The organism is Pseudarthrobacter sp. NPDC092202 (assembly GCF_044755505.1).
Classification (GTDB): domain Bacteria; phylum Actinomycetota; class Actinomycetes; order Actinomycetales; family Micrococcaceae; genus Arthrobacter.
In genome coordinates this window covers 72,255-87,827 of the sequence record NZ_JBIVRG010000011.1, presented here as the reverse complement: position 1 = coordinate 87,827, position 15,573 = coordinate 72,255, and the positions used below count along the sequence as shown (strand labels likewise).

Annotated in this window: 16 protein-coding genes; 3 read left to right on the top strand and 13 right to left on the bottom strand. The window is 65.5% G+C overall.

Translation table 11 applies throughout. The features are described from left to right. Window positions 1-145 precede the first annotated feature (145 nt). The gene (locus ACIQF4_RS15910) at window positions 146-310 is read right to left on the bottom strand and encodes an SPOR domain-containing protein (RefSeq protein ID WP_188732230.1); all 165 of its coding nucleotides are present in this window, start codon (window positions 308-310) and stop codon (window positions 146-148) included. Between the two features lie 121 nt (window positions 311-431). Here ACIQF4_RS15910 and map point away from each other — a divergent pair, with 121 nt between their 5' ends. Then, complete coding sequence (gene map / locus ACIQF4_RS15905; RefSeq protein ID WP_400516820.1) at window positions 432-1,310, top strand: type I methionyl aminopeptidase; 879 nt, start codon at window positions 432-434, stop codon at window positions 1,308-1,310. 133 nt (window positions 1,311-1,443) lie between these two features. Continuing rightward, window positions 1,444-2,247 carry a polyphosphate--glucose phosphotransferase gene (gene ppgK, locus ACIQF4_RS15900; protein WP_104188661.1) on the top strand — a complete coding sequence of 268 codons (804 nt, stop codon included), beginning with the start codon at window positions 1,444-1,446 and terminating at the stop codon, window positions 2,245-2,247. A gap of 225 nt (window positions 2,248-2,472) precedes the next feature. Here the strand turns inward: ppgK and nrdR are convergent, their stop codons facing one another. The 3 genes from nrdR to ACIQF4_RS15885 form a co-directional block, all read right to left on the bottom strand. Continuing rightward, the gene (gene nrdR, locus ACIQF4_RS15895; protein WP_104188663.1) at window positions 2,473-2,976 is read right to left on the bottom strand and encodes a transcriptional regulator NrdR; all 504 of its coding nucleotides are present in this window, start codon (window positions 2,974-2,976) and stop codon (window positions 2,473-2,475) included. 161 nt (window positions 2,977-3,137) lie between these two features. Continuing rightward, the gene (gene hisD / locus ACIQF4_RS15890; RefSeq protein WP_400516819.1) at window positions 3,138-4,505 is read right to left on the bottom strand and encodes a histidinol dehydrogenase; all 1,368 of its coding nucleotides are present in this window, start codon (window positions 4,503-4,505) and stop codon (window positions 3,138-3,140) included. 9 nt (window positions 4,506-4,514) lie between these two features. Beyond that, the gene (locus ACIQF4_RS15885) at window positions 4,515-5,045 is read right to left on the bottom strand and encodes a hypothetical protein (protein ID WP_400516817.1); all 531 of its coding nucleotides are present in this window, start codon (window positions 5,043-5,045) and stop codon (window positions 4,515-4,517) included. A 133-nt stretch (window positions 5,046-5,178) separates the two neighbouring features. Here ACIQF4_RS15885 and ACIQF4_RS15880 point away from each other — a divergent pair, with 133 nt between their 5' ends. Then, window positions 5,179-5,679, top strand: a complete 501-nt coding sequence (locus tag ACIQF4_RS15880) for a flavin reductase family protein (RefSeq protein WP_350002209.1) — start codon at window positions 5,179-5,181, stop codon at window positions 5,677-5,679. 115 nt (window positions 5,680-5,794) lie between these two features. On the opposite strand, the gene dnaE is transcribed toward ACIQF4_RS15880, so the two are convergent. From dnaE to ftsZ, 9 genes are all read right to left on the bottom strand, one after another. Then, complete coding sequence (gene dnaE / locus ACIQF4_RS15875; protein ID WP_350002208.1) at window positions 5,795-9,352, bottom strand: DNA polymerase III subunit alpha; 3,558 nt, start codon at window positions 9,350-9,352, stop codon at window positions 5,795-5,797. A 36-nt stretch (window positions 9,353-9,388) separates the two neighbouring features. Then, window positions 9,389-10,315 carry an RluA family pseudouridine synthase gene (locus tag ACIQF4_RS15870; RefSeq protein ID WP_400516815.1) on the bottom strand — a complete coding sequence of 309 codons (927 nt, stop codon included), beginning with the start codon at window positions 10,313-10,315 and terminating at the stop codon, window positions 9,389-9,391. Beyond that, window positions 10,308-10,880: a signal peptidase II gene (gene lspA / locus ACIQF4_RS15865; protein WP_350002206.1), complete on the bottom strand. Its 573-nt coding sequence runs from the start codon at window positions 10,878-10,880 to the stop codon at window positions 10,308-10,310. The genes ACIQF4_RS15870 and lspA overlap by 8 nt, the downstream gene beginning before the upstream one ends. Window positions 10,881-10,972: 92 nt before the next feature. After that, window positions 10,973-11,659 (bottom strand): DivIVA domain-containing protein, encoded by a 687-nt coding sequence (locus ACIQF4_RS15860; RefSeq protein WP_350002205.1) that lies wholly within the window; start codon window positions 11,657-11,659, stop codon window positions 10,973-10,975. 178 nt (window positions 11,660-11,837) lie between these two features. Continuing rightward, on the bottom strand, window positions 11,838-12,125 hold the full coding sequence (locus ACIQF4_RS15855) for a YggT family protein (protein WP_350002204.1): 288 nt from the start codon (window positions 12,123-12,125) through the stop codon (window positions 11,838-11,840). A gap of 121 nt (window positions 12,126-12,246) precedes the next feature. Then, window positions 12,247-12,777 carry a cell division protein SepF gene (locus ACIQF4_RS15850; RefSeq protein ID WP_104188679.1) on the bottom strand — a complete coding sequence of 177 codons (531 nt, stop codon included), beginning with the start codon at window positions 12,775-12,777 and terminating at the stop codon, window positions 12,247-12,249. A gap of 90 nt (window positions 12,778-12,867) precedes the next feature. Beyond that, window positions 12,868-13,632: a YggS family pyridoxal phosphate-dependent enzyme gene (locus tag ACIQF4_RS15845; protein WP_400516813.1), complete on the bottom strand. Its 765-nt coding sequence runs from the start codon at window positions 13,630-13,632 to the stop codon at window positions 12,868-12,870. Continuing rightward, the gene (locus ACIQF4_RS15840; protein ID WP_400516812.1) at window positions 13,625-14,314 is read right to left on the bottom strand and encodes a polyphenol oxidase family protein; all 690 of its coding nucleotides are present in this window, start codon (window positions 14,312-14,314) and stop codon (window positions 13,625-13,627) included. The genes ACIQF4_RS15845 and ACIQF4_RS15840 overlap by 8 nt, the downstream gene beginning before the upstream one ends. A gap of 8 nt (window positions 14,315-14,322) precedes the next feature. Continuing rightward, complete coding sequence (ftsZ, locus tag ACIQF4_RS15835; RefSeq protein WP_350002201.1) at window positions 14,323-15,561, bottom strand: cell division protein FtsZ; 1,239 nt, start codon at window positions 15,559-15,561, stop codon at window positions 14,323-14,325. Window positions 15,562-15,573: the final 12 nt, after the last annotated feature.

The window sequence follows — 15,573 nt, the reverse complement described above, 5'->3', positions numbered from 1 at the left end:
CCGCCCCCCCCCCCCCCCGCCCCCCCCCCACCCCCTTCCCCACCCCCGCGGGCCGGGCGCCGGCCCCCGCCCCCCACCCCCCCCCCCCGCCCGGGGGGGGGGGGGGGGGCGGGCCCCCCCCCCCCCCCCCACGGCCGCGCAGGGCTCAGTCGTCGTCGTCCTTCTCCCAGGCCTCGTTGCGTGCCCGCACCTTTTCCAGCGCGTGTTCAGCCTCCTCCCGCGTCTTATACGGCCCGATCAGCTGGCTCCAGTCGGACAGCCGGTCCTCTTCGATCTCATGCGTATTGACGTTGTACCAGTACTCAGTCATCGGTGCTCCTCGTTCCGGCGGCGGGAAAGCTGGGGCGTGATCCGCGTAACTTAAATTCTTACGCGGGCCGCGCGCGGCTTCCGGTTGTTAGGCGTTCTGCAGTGCCTTATATGATCAATCTATGCCTTCCCTTGCCTCGACTGCACCCATCGGCACCCTCACCCCGGGAACCGTAGGTCCGCAGCGTCCCGTCCCGGCGTCCATCCCCCGGCCGGAGTACGTCGGAAAGCCCGCACCGGCGAAATTCACCGGTTCGGAGGTCAAAACCCCCGAAACGATCGAGAAGATCCGGATCGCGTCGAAGATCGCAGCGCAGGCCATCGTGGAGGTGGGAAAGCATATCCAGCCCGGCGTCACCACCGACCAGCTGGACAAGGTGGGCCACGAGTTCCTCCTTGACCACCACGCCTACCCGTCCACCCTCGGCTACCGGGGCTTTCCGAAGTCGCTGTGCTCATCCCTGAACGAGGTCATTTGCCATGGCATCCCGGACAGCACAGTGGTCCAGGACGGGGATATCCTCAACATCGACATCACCGCCTTCATCAACGGAGTCCACGGGGACACCAACTACACCTTCCTGGTGGGTGACGTGGACGAGGAATCCCGGTTGCTGGTGGAACGCACGCAGGAGTCGCTGAACCGGGCCATCAAGGCTGTTGCTCCCGGGCGGGAAATCAACGTCATCGGCCGGGCAATCCAGTCCTATGCCAAGCGCTTCGGCTATGGTGTTGTCCGTGATTTCACCGGGCACGGCGTGGGCGAAGCCTTCCACACCGGGCTCATCATTCCGCACTACGATGCGGCACCTGCCTACAACACGGTGATCGAGGCCGGCATGGTCTTCACGATTGAACCGATGCTCACCCTGGGCACTGTGGAGTGGGATATGTGGGCCGATGACTGGACCGTGGTCACCAAGGACCGGAAGCGCACTGCCCAGTTCGAGCACACACTGCTGGTCACGGAGTCCGGCGCGGAAATCCTCACGCTGCCCTAGCAGGCCCACCTGGCACCACCCCTACGCACGCACCATGGCCCTACCCCTTCCCGGTTCCTGACCGGACATCTTTTCCCGGCCGGCCCACCGGCCGCCGCTACCCCGCCCGCCCCTGCCACGAACGGAAAACCCATTGGCCAAGAAGGACGAGAAGTCGCACAAGAACGCCCCGCTGATCGGCATCGACATCGGAGGCACCGGAATCAAGGGCGGCATCGTCGACCTGAAGAAGGGCAAACTGCTGGGCGAACGGTTCCGGGTCCCCACCCCGCAGCCCGCCACCCCTGAATCAGTTGCCGAAGCCGTGGCCCTGGTGGTTTCCGAACTGTCTGCCCGCCCCGAGGCACCCGCTGCCGGCTCTCCCGTCGGCGTCACCTTTCCGGGCATCATCCAGCATGGCGTGGTCCACTCTGCCGCCAACGTGGACAAGAGCTGGCTCAACACGGACATTGACGCACTCCTCACTGCCCGCCTGGGCCGCCCGGTTGAGGTCATCAATGACGCCGACGCCGCCGGCCTGGCTGAGGCCCGCTACGGCGCAGGGGCCGGCGTCAAGGGCACGGTCCTGGTGATCACGCTCGGCACCGGAATCGGCTCGGCCTTCATCTTCGACGGCAAACTCGTCCCCAACGCTGAACTTGGCCACCTGGAAATTGACGGCCACGACGCCGAGACCAAAGCATCCGCAGTGGCCCGCGAACGCGATGGCCTGTCCTGGGACGAGTACAGCGTCCTGCTGCAGCGCTACTTTTCCCACGTGGAATTCCTGTTCTCGCCCGAACTGTTCATCGTCGGCGGCGGCATTTCCAAGCGCGCCGACGAGTACCTGCCCAACCTGCGGCTGCGCACGCCCATCGTGCCGGCGGTCCTGCGCAACGAGGCCGGCATCGTGGGCGCTGCCATCGAAATCGCATTGAAGCACAAGCTCGCAAAGTAGCCCGGCCTGCGTGCCGCCGTCGTCAGCTGTCCAGCAGACGACGGCGGCACGGGTGTTTAAGCGTGCAGATGCGGCACACTCATCCCCTGTTGTCCGCGCGGCGTTGGGTCCGCGGGCGCGCAGGAGGCGCACGTCATTTGGGTTTTCCTTGGAGCTGGCCTTCTTTTCGCCAGGCCGTGGTGCCGGTGGCGGCTGCGGCTTCCCCTCCGCTGCCGCCACCGGAGTCTACAGGGGGCTCTTCTCGGAGCTCTTGGCGCCCTTTGCAGCGACGCCCCGGGCGTCCTGTTCTTCCTGGCGGAGCAGGGCAATGGCAGTCTCGAAATCCTCCAGGGATTCGAAGGCCTGGTAGACGCTCGCGAAGCGGAGGTAGGCGACCTTGTCCAGCTTCTGCAGCGGTCCGAGGATGACCAGTCCCACCTCGTGGGCGTCGATTTCCGCGGCGCCGGAGGAACGGATCTGCTCTTCCACTTCCTGCGCCAGCAGCGCGAGGTCGTCCTCGCTGACCGGACGCCCCTGGCATGCTTTGCGCACGCCGTTGATCACCTTGCTGCGGCTGAAGGGCTCGCCCACGCCGGAGCGCTTGATCACGGAAAGGCTGGTGGTTTCAACGGTGGTGAACCGGCGTCCGCACTCAGGGCACTGGCGGCGGCGCCTGATAGCCGAGCCGTCATCAGCCATGCGGCTGTCCACCACCCTGGAATCGGGGTTGCGGCAGAACGGACAGTACATTGTGCCTCCCTCTCCCAGATGTTTCCGGCGGAACCGACTCTTACGCAAAACAAGCACGCGCAGCTGAGCCGTCTCCTAGTTTACGGCCCCACTCCTGCTAATAACAAGCGTGTAAGTACTACATGTAGTAGTTGCCACCACTACATGTCGTCTTTTGCCGATCAGGAGAAGCGTACGGTTACTGCGTCCCCGTGCGCCGGAAGGTCCTCCGCCCCGGACAGGCTGACGATGTGGCCGCTGACTTCCGCAAGCGCGTCACGGCTGTAATTAACCACCTGGATGGCCCGCAGGAATGTGGTGACATTCAAACCGGATGAAAACGCAGCCGTGCCGCTGGTGGGCAGGACGTGGTTGGACCCGGCACAGTAATCCCCCAGGCTGACCGGGCTGTAATCGCCCACGAAAATGGCCCCGGCATTCCGGATCCGGGCGGCGACGGCCGGGGCATCCTGCGTCATGATCTCCAGGTGTTCCGCCGCGTAGGCATCGCACGCGGCAATCCCCTGTTCCAGGTCATCCACCAGGACCACTCCGGACTGCGGACCGGAGAGCGCTTCGCGGACGCGGGCGGAGTGCTTGGTGGCCGCGGCCTGCCGGTCCAGCTCGGTGCGGACGGCGGCAGCGAGGTCCTCCGAGTCGGTAATCAGCACGGATGCTGCCTTGGGGTCGTGCTCGGCCTGGCTGATCAGGTCCGCTGCCACCAGGCGGGGCTGCGCTGTGGAGTCTGCAAGGATGGCGATTTCCGTGGTGCCCGCCTCCGAGTCGATCCCCACCACGCCTTTGACCAGACGCTTTGCGGTGGCAACAAAGATGTTGCCCGGTCCAGTGACAACATCAACGGGTTCCAGCGCCGGGCCGGCCTTCGTTGCGGCAATACCGTAGGCGAAGGCGGCGATGGCCTGGGCGCCGCCGATGGCATACACCTCGGTGATGCCCAGCAGGGCGGCAGCGGCGAGGATGGTGGGGTGCGGCAGGCCCCCGAACTCCTTTTGCGGAGGGGATGCCAGCGCAATGGACTGGACACCGGCGGCGAGGGCCGGAACCACGTTCATGATCACGGAGGATGGGTAGACGGCCAGGCCGCCCGGGACATAGAGCCCCACGCGCGCCACGGGCACCCAGTTCTGCGCCACTGCCGCGCCGTCGCCGAGCTGGACCTCGATATTCCGCGGACGCTGGCCGTCAGCGAAGCGGCGGGCCCGGCTGATGGATTCCTCCAGCGCGCTGCGGACGGACGGCTCCAGGTCCTCCAGGGCGGACGCCAGGGCCTCCCGGGGAACCAGCGGGTGGTCCTGCGCCACGCCGTCGAAACGTTGCGCGAGTTCGCCCAGCGCCGCGAAACCGCCCTGGCGGACAGCCGAAATGATGTGGTGGACCTTCTCCTCGGCGTCAGCCACGGTCTGGCCCTGGGCCCGCGGTACGGCGGCCCGTAGTGCGGCGAGGGTAAGGCTTTGGCCGCGCAGGTCAACGGTGCGGAAGTCCACGGCGGTGGCAGCGGGGCTGGCGGGGTTCTCCGAAGAAATGGTCACTGGCCTATTTTAGTGGCCTTGCCGCAGCCTCCGGCGACCCGTGTCCTCCGCCGCCGGATTGCGGCCCAGGAGGCTGAGAAGCTCCAGCACGAAAACCGAGACTGCCGTGGCGGCGGGCCACACAAGCAGGACCGGCCAGGCGCGGAGCGAAAAGGCAATGCTGGCGTTTGCCGAAGCGTCGACCGAAGGCGCCCACAGCTGCGCGGCCAGCAGCCCCGCCTGCCAGGCCAGAACTGCCCCGCACACGGCTCCCGCCAGCCCTGCCACCAGGTCCGCCTGCGGATCCTTACGCTTCTTGTCCGCCAGCACAACACCTAGGAGGCACCCGGCAAGAACCAGCAGCCCCGCCAGCGTCAGGTCCCGCGGCAGCCAGACATCCGGGTTGGTTCCGCTGCCAAAGGCCGGGTCCCTGGTAACCAGGTTCAGGCCCCCGGGCGCCAGGAGCCACCAGAGGATGCCCAGCGGGACACCTGCCGCTGCCGGAACCAGCAGCATTGTCCAAGGCAGCCGCGGGCGTGTGCGGCGGGTGGCTTTCGTCATGCAACAAACCTTAACAAATGTTCCACGGGGTCCAGCGCGGAACCGGGCCCTGCCAGGAATTCACCACCGGCACGGCAGGGCCATACCCTTGAAGGAGACCCATGTACACCACTTGCCAGCAACAGGAGTTTCCGTGACGACAAATGACGTTCCGTTCGAGCGGACGTTCAGGGAGATGTTCCGGCGCCACGCTGCCGGCGTCGCCATTATCACGGTGAACTACCAGGACCAGCCCTACGGCTTCACTGCCACCTCGGTGGCCTCACTCTCGGCGCACCCGCCGCGCTTTACGTTCAACATGGCCCGCAGCTCACGGTCGTGGCCGGCTGTCGCAAACACCACCTACCTGGGAGTGCACATGCTGGGCCTGGACAACCTGCAGCTCGCCGGCAGGTTTGCCGGCGCCGGCAACCGTTTTGAGGGCGACCATTGGGAAACGGGTCCGCACGGGGTGCCCATCCTGAAGGATGTGGCCGGCTGGCTGATTGGCGAGGTGCAGATGCGGCTGTCCTTCGAGAACAATGCCGTGGTGGTGGTCCAGGTGGTGGACGGGCAGGTGGGCGGCGACACCTCGCCGCTGCTGTACCACGGTGGCGCCTACGGCCAGCCCGTCCCGCTGGACTACGAGATCTAGCAGCGGCCCACCATAGTTGGCAGTGAAGAGGAGGACGACGACGGGACTCGCCTCCCGTCGTCGTCCTCCTGCCGCCGTAGTCCTGCCAGTTGTCGTCCTGCCGGACAGAGGCCGCCTAGGCGTCCAGGCAGGCCGGGCCGAGCAGCACCTTCAGGTCCCCGAACAGCGACGGGCTGGGGTTCACGCGCAGGTGGACCGGCAGTCCCATGATTTCCGTCCGCGTGTCGCCCTGCAGGTGCAGGCGGACTTCGGAGTTGCCGCGGTGGGTGCGGAGCACCTCGCCCAATTCCGTGACCACAGCCTCGGTGGCTTTGTAGGTGGGCATGGTGATCACCAGCGGGCCGTTGAGCCCCTCGCTGAGGTCGGGCACGGACAGCTCCATGCAGTTCAGGGTGATGGCGCCGTCATCGCGTTTCTGCAGGCGTCCCTTGACCACCACGATCAGGTCCTCCGCCAGGACAGAGGCGATGGGTCCGTAGACCTGGCCGAAGAACATGACTTCCATGGAACCGCCCAGGTCCTCAACCTCGGCCCGGGCGTACGCGTTGCCGCTGGCTTTGGCGATGCGCCGGCTCAGCGAGGTGATCATGCCGGCGATGGTGATGATCGCGCCGTCCTGCGGGCCGTCTTCACCGAGGACAGAGGTGATGCTCATCTCCGCGTGCTGGCTGAGCAGTCCCTCCAGGCCCTGCAGCGGGTGGTCGGAGACGTACAGTCCGAGCATGTCCCGTTCGAAGGAAAGCTTGTCCTTCTTCTCCCATTCAGGCAGGTCTGGGATCTCGATACTCAGCGATGACTCGGATTCGGCTTCGTCGAACCCGGCGAAGAGATCGAACTGCCCGATCGCCTCGTTCCGCTTGAGGGTGATGACGGAGTCGATGGCCTCTTCATGGATCATGGCCAGCGCCCGGCGGTGGTGGCCCAGCGAGTCGAAGGCTCCGGACTTGATCAGCGATTCGATGGTCCGCTTGTTGCAGACCACTGCGGGGACCTTCATCAGGTAGTCCTTGAAGGACGTATACGCGCCCTCGCTTTCGCGGGCGGCCACCATGGCCTCCACCACGTTCACGCCCACGTTGCGGATTGCGCCCATGCCGAAGCGGATATCGTTGCCCACCGGGGTGAAGTTCAGGGCGGACTCGTTGACGTCCGGCGGCAGCACGGTGATGCCCATGCGGCGGCACTCGTTAAGGTAGATCGCCGACTTGTCCTTGTCATCCCCCACCGACGTCAGCAGGGCAGCCATGTACTCCGGCGCGTAGTGCGCCTTGAGGTAGGCCGTCCAGTACGAGATCACGCCGTAGGCGGCGGAGTGTGCCTTGTTGAAGGCGTAGTCGGAGAAGGGAAGCAGGATGTCCCACAGCGTTTTGACGGCTTCCATGGAGTAGCCGTTGTCCTGCATGCCCTGGGAGAAGCCAGCGAACTGTTTGTCCAGCTCTGATTTCTTCTTCTTACCCATGGCGCGGCGGAGGATGTCCGCCTGGCCCAGCGAGTACCCGGCCAGTTTCTGCGCCACCGCCATAACCTGTTCCTGGTACACGATCAGGCCGTAGGTCCCGCCGAGGATCTCCTTGAGCGGTTCCTCCAGTTCCGGATGGATGGGGATCACTTCCTGGATCCCGTTCTTGCGCAGCGCGTAGTCAGTGTGGGCGTTGGCGCCCATGGGGCCCGGACGGTAGAGCGCCAGCACGGCGGAGATGTCTTCGAAGTTGTCAGGCTTCATGAGTTTGAGCAGTGACCGCATGGGTCCGCCGTCAAGCTGGAACACGCCCAGGGTGTCGCCGCGCGCCAGGAGCTCGTAGGACGGGGCGTCGTCCAGTTCGAGGTTTTCCAGGTCGAGGTCGATGCCGCGGTTCATCTTGATGTTCTCAAGGGCATCGGAAATGATCGTCAGGTTCCGCAGGCCCAGGAAGTCCATCTTGATCAGGCCGAGGCCCTCGGACGTGGGGTAATCGAACTGGGTGATCACCTGGCCGTCCTGGAACCGGCGCATGATGGGGATGACGTCGATGATGGGGTCCGAGGACATGATCACGCCGGCGGCGTGCACGCCCCACTGGCGTTTCAGGCCTTCGATGCCCAGAGCGGTCTCGAAAACCTTGGCGGCTTCGGGGTCGGTGGCAATCAGCTGCCTGAAATCCCCCGCTTCGCCGTAGCGCTTGGCTTGCGGGTTCTGGATGTCCGCCAGCGGAATATCCTTGGCCATGACTGCGGGCGGCAGGGCCTTGGTGAGCTGCTCGCCCATGCTGAAGGGATAGCCAAGCACGCGGGAGGAGTCCTTGAGCGCCTGCTTGGTCTTGATGGTGCCGTACGTAACGATCATCGCCACGCGCTCGTCACCGTACTTCCGGGTGACGTAGTCGATGACTTCGGAGCGGCGCCGGTCATCGAAGTCGACGTCGAAGTCGGGCATGGAGACACGGTCGGGGTTGAGGAAGCGCTCGAAGATCAGGCCATGGCGCAGCGGATCGAGGTCGGTGATGCGCATGGCGTACGCCACCATGGAACCTGCACCGGAACCACGGCCCGGACCTACCCGGATGCCGTTGTTCTTGGCCCAGTTGATGAAGTCGGCCACCACCAGGAAGTAGCCCGGGAAGCCCATCGAGGTGATGACGCCCAGCTCGTAGTCGGCCTGCTTGCGGACCTCGTCCGGAATCCCGCCGGGGTACCGGTACTGGAGCCCCTTGTCCACCTCCTTGACCAGCCAGGAGGTCTCATCCTCCCCCGGCGGGCACGGGAAGCGCGGCATGTAGTTGGCGTCCGTGTTGAAGGACACCTCGCAGCGTTCGGCGATCAGGAGAGTGTTGTCGCACGCCTCGGGGTGGTCCCGGAACAGCTCCCGCATCTCCTGCGGAGATTTCAGGTAGTAGCCGCTGCCGGAGAACGCGAACCGCGAACCGCCGTTGTCGTAGGTGGGTTCCAGCAGCGTGGAACCGGACTGGATGGCCAGCAGGGCCTCATGCGCTTTGGCGTCGTGCTCGTGCGTGTAGTGGAGGTCGTTCGTGGCCACCAGCGGGAGGTTCAGGTCTTTTGCGAGCCGCAACAGGTCCCCTGTGACCCGGCGTTCGATGTCCAGCCCGTGGTCCATCAGTTCGCAGAAGTAGTTCTCCGCACCAAAGATGTCCCGGAACTCGGCCGCAGCCTCCAGCGCCTCACGGTACTGGCCCAGGCGCAGCCGTGTCTGGACCTCGCCGGACGGGCAGCCGGTGGTGGCGATGAGGCCCTCGGAATAGGTGTTGAGGAGTTCGCGGTCCAGCCGGGGCCACTTACCGAAGACGGAGTCCAGGGAGGCGATGGAGGACGCCCGGAACAGGTTCCGCATTCCCACGTTGTTGTAGCTCAGGAGCGTCATGTGGGTGTAGGAGCCACCGCCGGAAATGTCGTCCTTGCGCTGGTGCTCCTCGCCCCACCGCACGCGGCTCTTGTCGCCGCGGGCCGTTCCCGGAGTCACATAGGCTTCGACGCCGATGATCGGTTTGATCCCTTTGTCCGTGGCCTTCTTCCAGAAGTCGAAGGCGCCGAAAAGGTATCCGTGGTCGGTGGTGGCAAGTGCGGGCATCCCCAGCCGCTCGGTTTCATCGAACAGCTCACCGAGCCTGGCGGCACCGTCCAGCATCGAGTACTCGGTGTGGGTGTGGAGATGGACAAACGAGTCATTGCTGGAAGTCACCGCACTATTCTATGCGCCGGGCAGGCGCGTATATCGCTAGGCCTGCCCGGACCCGAGGACTTCCAGGGCGTAGGCCAGGTCCTGCGGGTAGTCGCTGGTGACCCGCACGCGCTCCCCCGTCACGGGGTGGTCGAACCCCAGTTCGCGGGCGTGCAGCCACTGCCGCGTCAGGCCGAGGGTGGCGGCCAGCCGCGGATCGGCTCCGTAGGTGAGATCTCCGGCACAGGGATGCCGGAGCGCGGAAAAGTGGACGCGGATCTGGTGGGTGCGGCCCGTTTCCAGGTGGACCTCCACCAGGCTGGCTTTGCCGAACGCCTCAAGGACCTCGTAGTGCGTGACGGACGGACGCCCGTCCTCAATCACCGCGAAGCGCCAGTCATGCCCTGGGTGCCGGCCGATGGGCGCGTCGATGGTTCCCGCCAGGGGATCGGGCAGGCCCTGCACCACCGCATGGTAGACCTTGTCCACGGTGCGTTCCTTGAAGGCCCTTTTCAGGACCGTGTAGGCACGCTCGGACTTCGCCACCACCATCACGCCGGACGTCCCGACGTCAAGCCGGTGCACGATCCCTGCCCGCTCCGGCGACCCGGACGTGGAAATGCGGTAGCCGGCCCCTGCGAGGCCTCCGACGACGGTTGGTCCCACCCACCCCGGCGAGGGGTGGGCGGCAACGCCGACCGGTTTGTCGACGACAATGAAATCCTCGTCGTCCAGCAGGATCTTCAGGCCTTCCACAACTTCCTCCACGACTTCAAGCGGGTCACGCCGTTCCGGCATGCTGACCTGGAGGACATCGCCCGCCACCAGCTTTGCCGACTTTCCCAGCGGCTTGCCTTTGCTCTGCACATGGCCCTCCGCTAGAAGGGACGCGGCGAGGGACCGCGAAATGCCCAGGAGGGCGGCAAGGCCGGCGTCCGCACGGGCTCCGCCGTACTCGTCGGCAACAACAATGTGCTCAGGCATCGCCGGACTTGTCCTTGTGTTCGGGGGTGAGCCTGCTTCCATCCAGGGTGATGCCCCGCAGCGTCAGGATGCAGATGATGGCAACGGCGGACACCACCGCCGAGTCCGCGATGTTGAAAATGGCGAAATTGGGGAGCTGGATGAAATCCACCACATGCCCCATGCCGAAGGAGGGTTCCCGGAACAGCCGGTCGGTAAGGTTGCCCAGGGCCCCGCCCAGGAGCAGGCCCAGGGCTAGGGACCACCACACCGAGCCCAGCTTGCGGACCTGGAAGAGGATGGCCACGGACACCGCGGCCATGATGATGGAAAACACCCAGGTGACGTTTTCGCCGATGGAGAAGGCCGCTCCCGAATTCCGGATGAAGTACCAGTGCAGCAGCGGCGGGAACACAGGGATCCGTTCACCCTCCACCATGCTGGAGGTGACCCAGAGCTTGGTGAGCTGGTCCAGGACGTAGGCGAAAAGGGCGAACCCGGCGAAGACGGAGAGCAGTACCGCCCGGCGCGGTCGCGGTGAGGGTGGGACAGGGCGTGCGGGATCCGCAGCAAGTTCGTCAGTCATGGTGCTTTCATTCGTACAACAGGTGTCAATGCCAAAAGCCGGTGGCCGAGGAATCCTCAGCCACCGGCTTTCAGAATACGTGCTTTGACGGACTAGTTGGCTTCGCTGACTTCCGGCGTAGCCACGGAACCGCGGGCGTCAAGGTCGCGCAGCTGGCCTTCAATGTAGGCCTTCAGGCGTGAGCGGTAATCGCGTTCGAAGCCGCGGAGCTGCTCCACCTTGCGCTCCAGGACCGAGCGCTGCTGCTCGAGGGCGCCCAGGATCTTGCGGGACTTCTCCTGTGCGTCGTTGACCAGGCTGCTGGCTTCGATCTGCGCCTCGGCGATGATCTTGTCCTTCTGGGCCTGGCCGTCGGCCACGTGGCGGTCGTGCATCTGCTGGGCCATGGCCAGGAGGCCGGCTGCGGATTCTGCAGAAGGTGTTGCGACGGCGGCGGGTGCGGAGGCCGCAGGGGCTGCAGCGGCAGCCGGCTGGACGTCCTTCTTCTTGCTGGCTTCGGCAGCCTTGGCTTCGGCTTCTGCCTTTTCGCGTGCCTCGTCCTTGTCGGCCTTGACGGGCGCGGGGACCTTCTCCACGACGGGAGCAGCGGCCGAGCTGGCAGGAACGCTGGAACCGGCTTCGGCGAGCTTCTTGCGAAGTTCGTCGTTCTCCTGGTTCAGGCGGCGGAGTTCAACGACGATCTCGTCCAGGAAGTCATCGACTTCATCCTGGTCGTACCCTTCGCGGAACTTGGTCGGCTGAAAGCGCTTGTTGACAACGTCTTCTGGCGTCAAAGCCATCTGGTCACCTCACTGGTCTAGTTAGTCAGTAGGCCTTCCGGCCGTCAAAACTACGGTACCTAAATTTGGTCTGGTTACTCTAATTCAACACTGCGGTGTCAAACGTGAGTTTTCTTCGCTTCACAGTAGCTGTTCCCGGTGGGGTCCACCCTGTGCTGCTAGGTCTAAAGGGGGTAAATCAGGCCAGGTTCCTGGTGATCCCCATCGCAATGCTGACGGCGATGAACAGAACCAGGAAGCCCAGGTCCAGGGAGATGCCGCCAAGGCGCAGGGGCGGAATCACCCGGCGCAGTACTTTCAAGGGCGGATCAGTAATGGAGTACACCGCATGGGCAGCCACCAGGGCAACACCGCGCGGACGCCATTCACGGGCGAACATCTGCACCCAGTCAAAGACGAGGCGGATAATCAGGGCAACGAAGAACAGAAGCAGCGCGAGATAGACAAGCCCGAAAGCAATTCCCATGACTTAATTCATATCTCCATGTTCATCTGGGGTACCGCGGCTTCCTGCCGAGGTGTCCCGTCTATTTCAACACAGATGCCAGACAGGTGTCCCTGCCTGGCATCCGCCTGCTGCCCCAGGTTCAGCTCTGGTTGAAGAAGCTTGCCTGCGTTTCGCTGATTTTCTTGTCGTCACCGATGACTTCAACGTACGACGGCGACAGCAGGAACACCTTGTTGGTAACCCGCTCGATGCTTCCGCGGAGTCCGAAGACCAGTCCGGCGGAGAAGTCCACCAGGCGCTTGGCGTCGGCCTCGCCCATGTCCGTAACGTTCATGATCACAGGGATTCCATCACGGAAGCTCTCACCGATGAGCTTGGCATCGTTGTAGGAGCGCGGGTGGATAGTGGTGATCTGGCGAAGCCCGCTGGTCTCTTCGCGGCTCGAGGCCGCACGTTTGATGGGGGTCACTGGCGCGCGGTATTCCTCTTCGGGGGTGTAGGACGTTTCGCGGCTGACCTCACGGACGGGTGCGGGTGCACGGCGCTCCTCGCGGTCAGCTTCCATAGTTTCGTCCTCATCCTTACGTGTTGTCTGTTGCTCGGACTCGTAATGCTCATCGCCGTCGGCGAGCCCAAGATAGATCATTGTCTTGCGCAGAGCGCCGGCCATGGTCGACTCCTAATCGTGTCCCGTAAGCGGGCCGCCCAATGACTTGACTGCACTGGAGTCCCCCGCCCATCACTTGCAATAGCTCCGACGCTACCCCACGGCGGGACGCGATCCGAGAATATCGGAACCGATTCGCAGGTGTGTCGCTCCGAACGCGATGGCGGCCTCAAGGTCCTGGCTCATGCCGGCGGAGATGGCGGAGGCTCCGGGGTGCTGCGCCACCAGCTGCGAAGAGACTACGGCCAGTTTTTCGAAGGCGGGCTCCGGCGGTGCGCCCAACGGGGCCACTGCCATGACGCCTGCCAGCCGCAGGCCGTCGACTGCTGCTATCCGGTCGGCCAGGAGCAGCACGTCGTCGGGTGCTGCGCCTCCCCGGTGAGCACCGGCGTCGCCGGCTTGGTCTTCAAGGTTGACCTGGATGAAGCAGTCCAGGGGCGCGCGCCCTGTGGCGGCGCGCTCGTTCTGCATCGCCTTCGCCAGGGCATCCACGAGTTGCGGCCGGTCCACCGAGTGCACGGCTGAAGCGTAGCGGACCACCGACTTGGCTTTTTTTGTCTGCAGTTGGCCCACAAAGTGCCAGGTCAGCCCGCAGTCGGCCAGGATCCCGGCTTTCCCTGCAGCCTCCTGGTCCCTGTTTTCCCCGACGTCGGTGACTCCCAGGGCGGCGAGCCGCCGGATGTCTTCCGCGGGATGGAACTTGGTGACCACAATCAGGGTGGGCAGCCTGTCGGTGCGTCCGGCCGCCGCGGCAGCAGAGCTTATCCGGCGCCTGACCGCTTCAAGCCGCCCGGCCAGCTCAGCCGCGCGCGGATCACCGGCGGCTGCACCGCCGTCGTTCAGCGCGGAGTCAGTCATGGCACCAGACCAGGCCGGCGAAACGTCCCGTGCCCGTGTCGCGGCGGTAGGAGTAGAGGGAATCTGTTTCCAGGGTGCAGGGACCGGCGTATTCGATCGCAACGCCGGCGTCTTCGAGCTGGCTGCGGGCGCCGGCCGGAAGGTCCAGCGCCGGGGTTCCCCAGGACGTGGTGGACCAGGTGGCAGGTACGGCCGCAGCTACCTCGTCCCGCAGGGCAGCCGGGACTTCGTAGCAGGAGCCGCAGATGGACGGACCGAGCCAGGCCCGTATGCTCGTAGCTCCGAGGGACGCCATGGCTTCCAAGGCGGCAGGAATGACCCCGTTGGCCACACCGGGCCGCCCTGCGTGGACAGCGGCCAGGACGGGACCGTCCGCGGACGTCCCTGCGAGCAGGAGCGGGATGCAGTCAGCCACCATGACCGCCAGCGGCACAGACCCCGAAACCATTGCGTCAGCTTCCGGCGTACCACTGCCCGGCTCCATCACGGCAACCGTGGTGCCGTGCACCTGGTTCATGAACCGCAGGCCGCGGGGCTCAATGCCCACGGCCGCCTCAAGCTGCTGGCGCCGCCGCTGGACGGTGCCGGGGTCGTCGCCCACGTGCAGTGCGAGGTTTCCCGCGCCGCTGTCCGTAAAAGCGGCCGAGACCCCGGGAAGGATCTCGGCCCGCCAATGGAACAAGCTGCGGCCTACTTCAGGAAGTCGGGGACATCCAGGTCATCCGAGCGGCTGCCGGTGAGGTCCGGTTCCACCACGGAGGGAAGGTCCACGTCGAAGCCGGAGTCGGCAGGGACGGCCGCCGGGCGCTGCTGTCCCCAGTTGCTGAGCCCTGCTGCGCCTACGCCCGCGTGGACGGGCTGGACGTGCACCTGGTGGTTTCCGGCGGAGGGTGCCTGCGACGGAGCGGGGGCCGCTGCCGGGGCGGCGGGCCGCTGGGGCGCAACCTGGGGCTGTGACTGGTCCATGGACGGCGAGGTGGCCTTGACGTCGTCGAAACCGGCAGCAATAACCGTTACGCGGGCCTCGTCGCCGAGGGCGTCGTCGATCACGGCACCGAAGATGATGTTCGCCTCCGGGTGGGCGACCTCCTGGACCAGGCGCGCGGCTTCGTTGATCTCGAACAGGCCGAGGTCGGAACCGCCCTGGATGGACAGCAGGACGCCGTGGGCACCATCGATGGAAGCTTCCAGCAGCGGTGAGGCGATGGCAAGCTCGGCTGCCTTGACGGCGCGGTCTTCACCCCGGGCGGAGCCGATGCCCATCAGCGCGGAACCGGCACCCTGCATGACCGACTTCACGTCGGCGAAGTCGAGGTTGATCAGGCCCGGGGTGGTGATGAGGTCCGTGATGCCCTGGACACCCGAGAGGAGCACCTGGTCTGCTGAACGGAAGGCGTCCAGGACGGACACGTTGCGGTCGCTGATGGACAGGAGCCGGTCGTTGGGGATCACGATGAGGGTGTCCACCTCGTCCCGGAGGGCGTCGATGCCGGCCTCTGCGGAACCGGCGCGGCGGCGGCCCTCGAACGTGAAGGGACGGGTGACCACGCCAATGGTCAGCGCTCCCAGGGACCGGGCGATGCGGGCGACGACGGGTGCGCCGCCGGTGCCCGTGCCGCCGCCCTCGCCGGCGGTGACGAAGACCATGTCCGCGCCGCGGAGCACTTCCTCGATCTCGTCAGCGTGGTCTTCGGCGGCCTGCTTGCCGACCTCGGGGTTGGCGCCTGCACCGAGCCCGCGGGTCAGCTCGCGTCCGACGTCGAGCTTCACGTCCGCGTCGCTCATGAGCAGGGCCTGGGCGTCGGTATTGATGGCGATGAATTCAACACCGCGGAGGCCGACCTCGATCATGCGGTTGACTGCGTTCACGCCACCGCCGCCGATGCCGACGACTTTGATGACGGCCAAGTAATTCTGCGGAGCTGCCACGTTACGTGTCCC

What these genes read in the sequence shown, in the direction of transcription:
- ACIQF4_RS15910 (WP_188732230.1), bottom strand. Translation starts at nt 310, where the DNA reads ATGACTGAGTACTGGTACAACGTCAATACGCATGAGATCGAAGAGGAC.
- map (WP_400516820.1), top strand. Translation starts at nt 432, where the DNA reads ATGCCTTCCCTTGCCTCGACTGCACCCATCGGCACCCTCACCCCGGGA.
- nrdR (WP_104188663.1), bottom strand. Translation starts at nt 2,976, where the DNA reads ATGTACTGTCCGTTCTGCCGCAACCCCGATTCCAGGGTGGTGGACAGC.
- ACIQF4_RS15885 (WP_400516817.1), bottom strand. Translation starts at nt 5,045, where the DNA reads ATGACGAAAGCCACCCGCCGCACACGCCCGCGGCTGCCTTGGACAATG.
- ACIQF4_RS15870 (WP_400516815.1), bottom strand. Translation starts at nt 10,315, where the DNA reads ATGCCTGAGCACATTGTTGTTGCCGACGAGTACGGCGGAGCCCGTGCG.
- lspA (WP_350002206.1), bottom strand. Translation starts at nt 10,880, where the DNA reads ATGACTGACGAACTTGCTGCGGATCCCGCACGCCCTGTCCCACCCTCA.
- ACIQF4_RS15860 (WP_350002205.1), bottom strand. Translation starts at nt 11,659, where the DNA reads ATGGCTTTGACGCCAGAAGACGTTGTCAACAAGCGCTTTCAGCCGACC.
- ACIQF4_RS15855 (WP_350002204.1), bottom strand. Translation starts at nt 12,125, where the DNA reads ATGGGAATTGCTTTCGGGCTTGTCTATCTCGCGCTGCTTCTGTTCTTC.
- ACIQF4_RS15850 (WP_104188679.1), bottom strand. Translation starts at nt 12,777, where the DNA reads ATGGCCGGCGCTCTGCGCAAGACAATGATCTATCTTGGGCTCGCCGAC.
- ACIQF4_RS15845 (WP_400516813.1), bottom strand. Translation starts at nt 13,632, where the DNA reads ATGACTGACTCCGCGCTGAACGACGGCGGTGCAGCCGCCGGTGATCCG.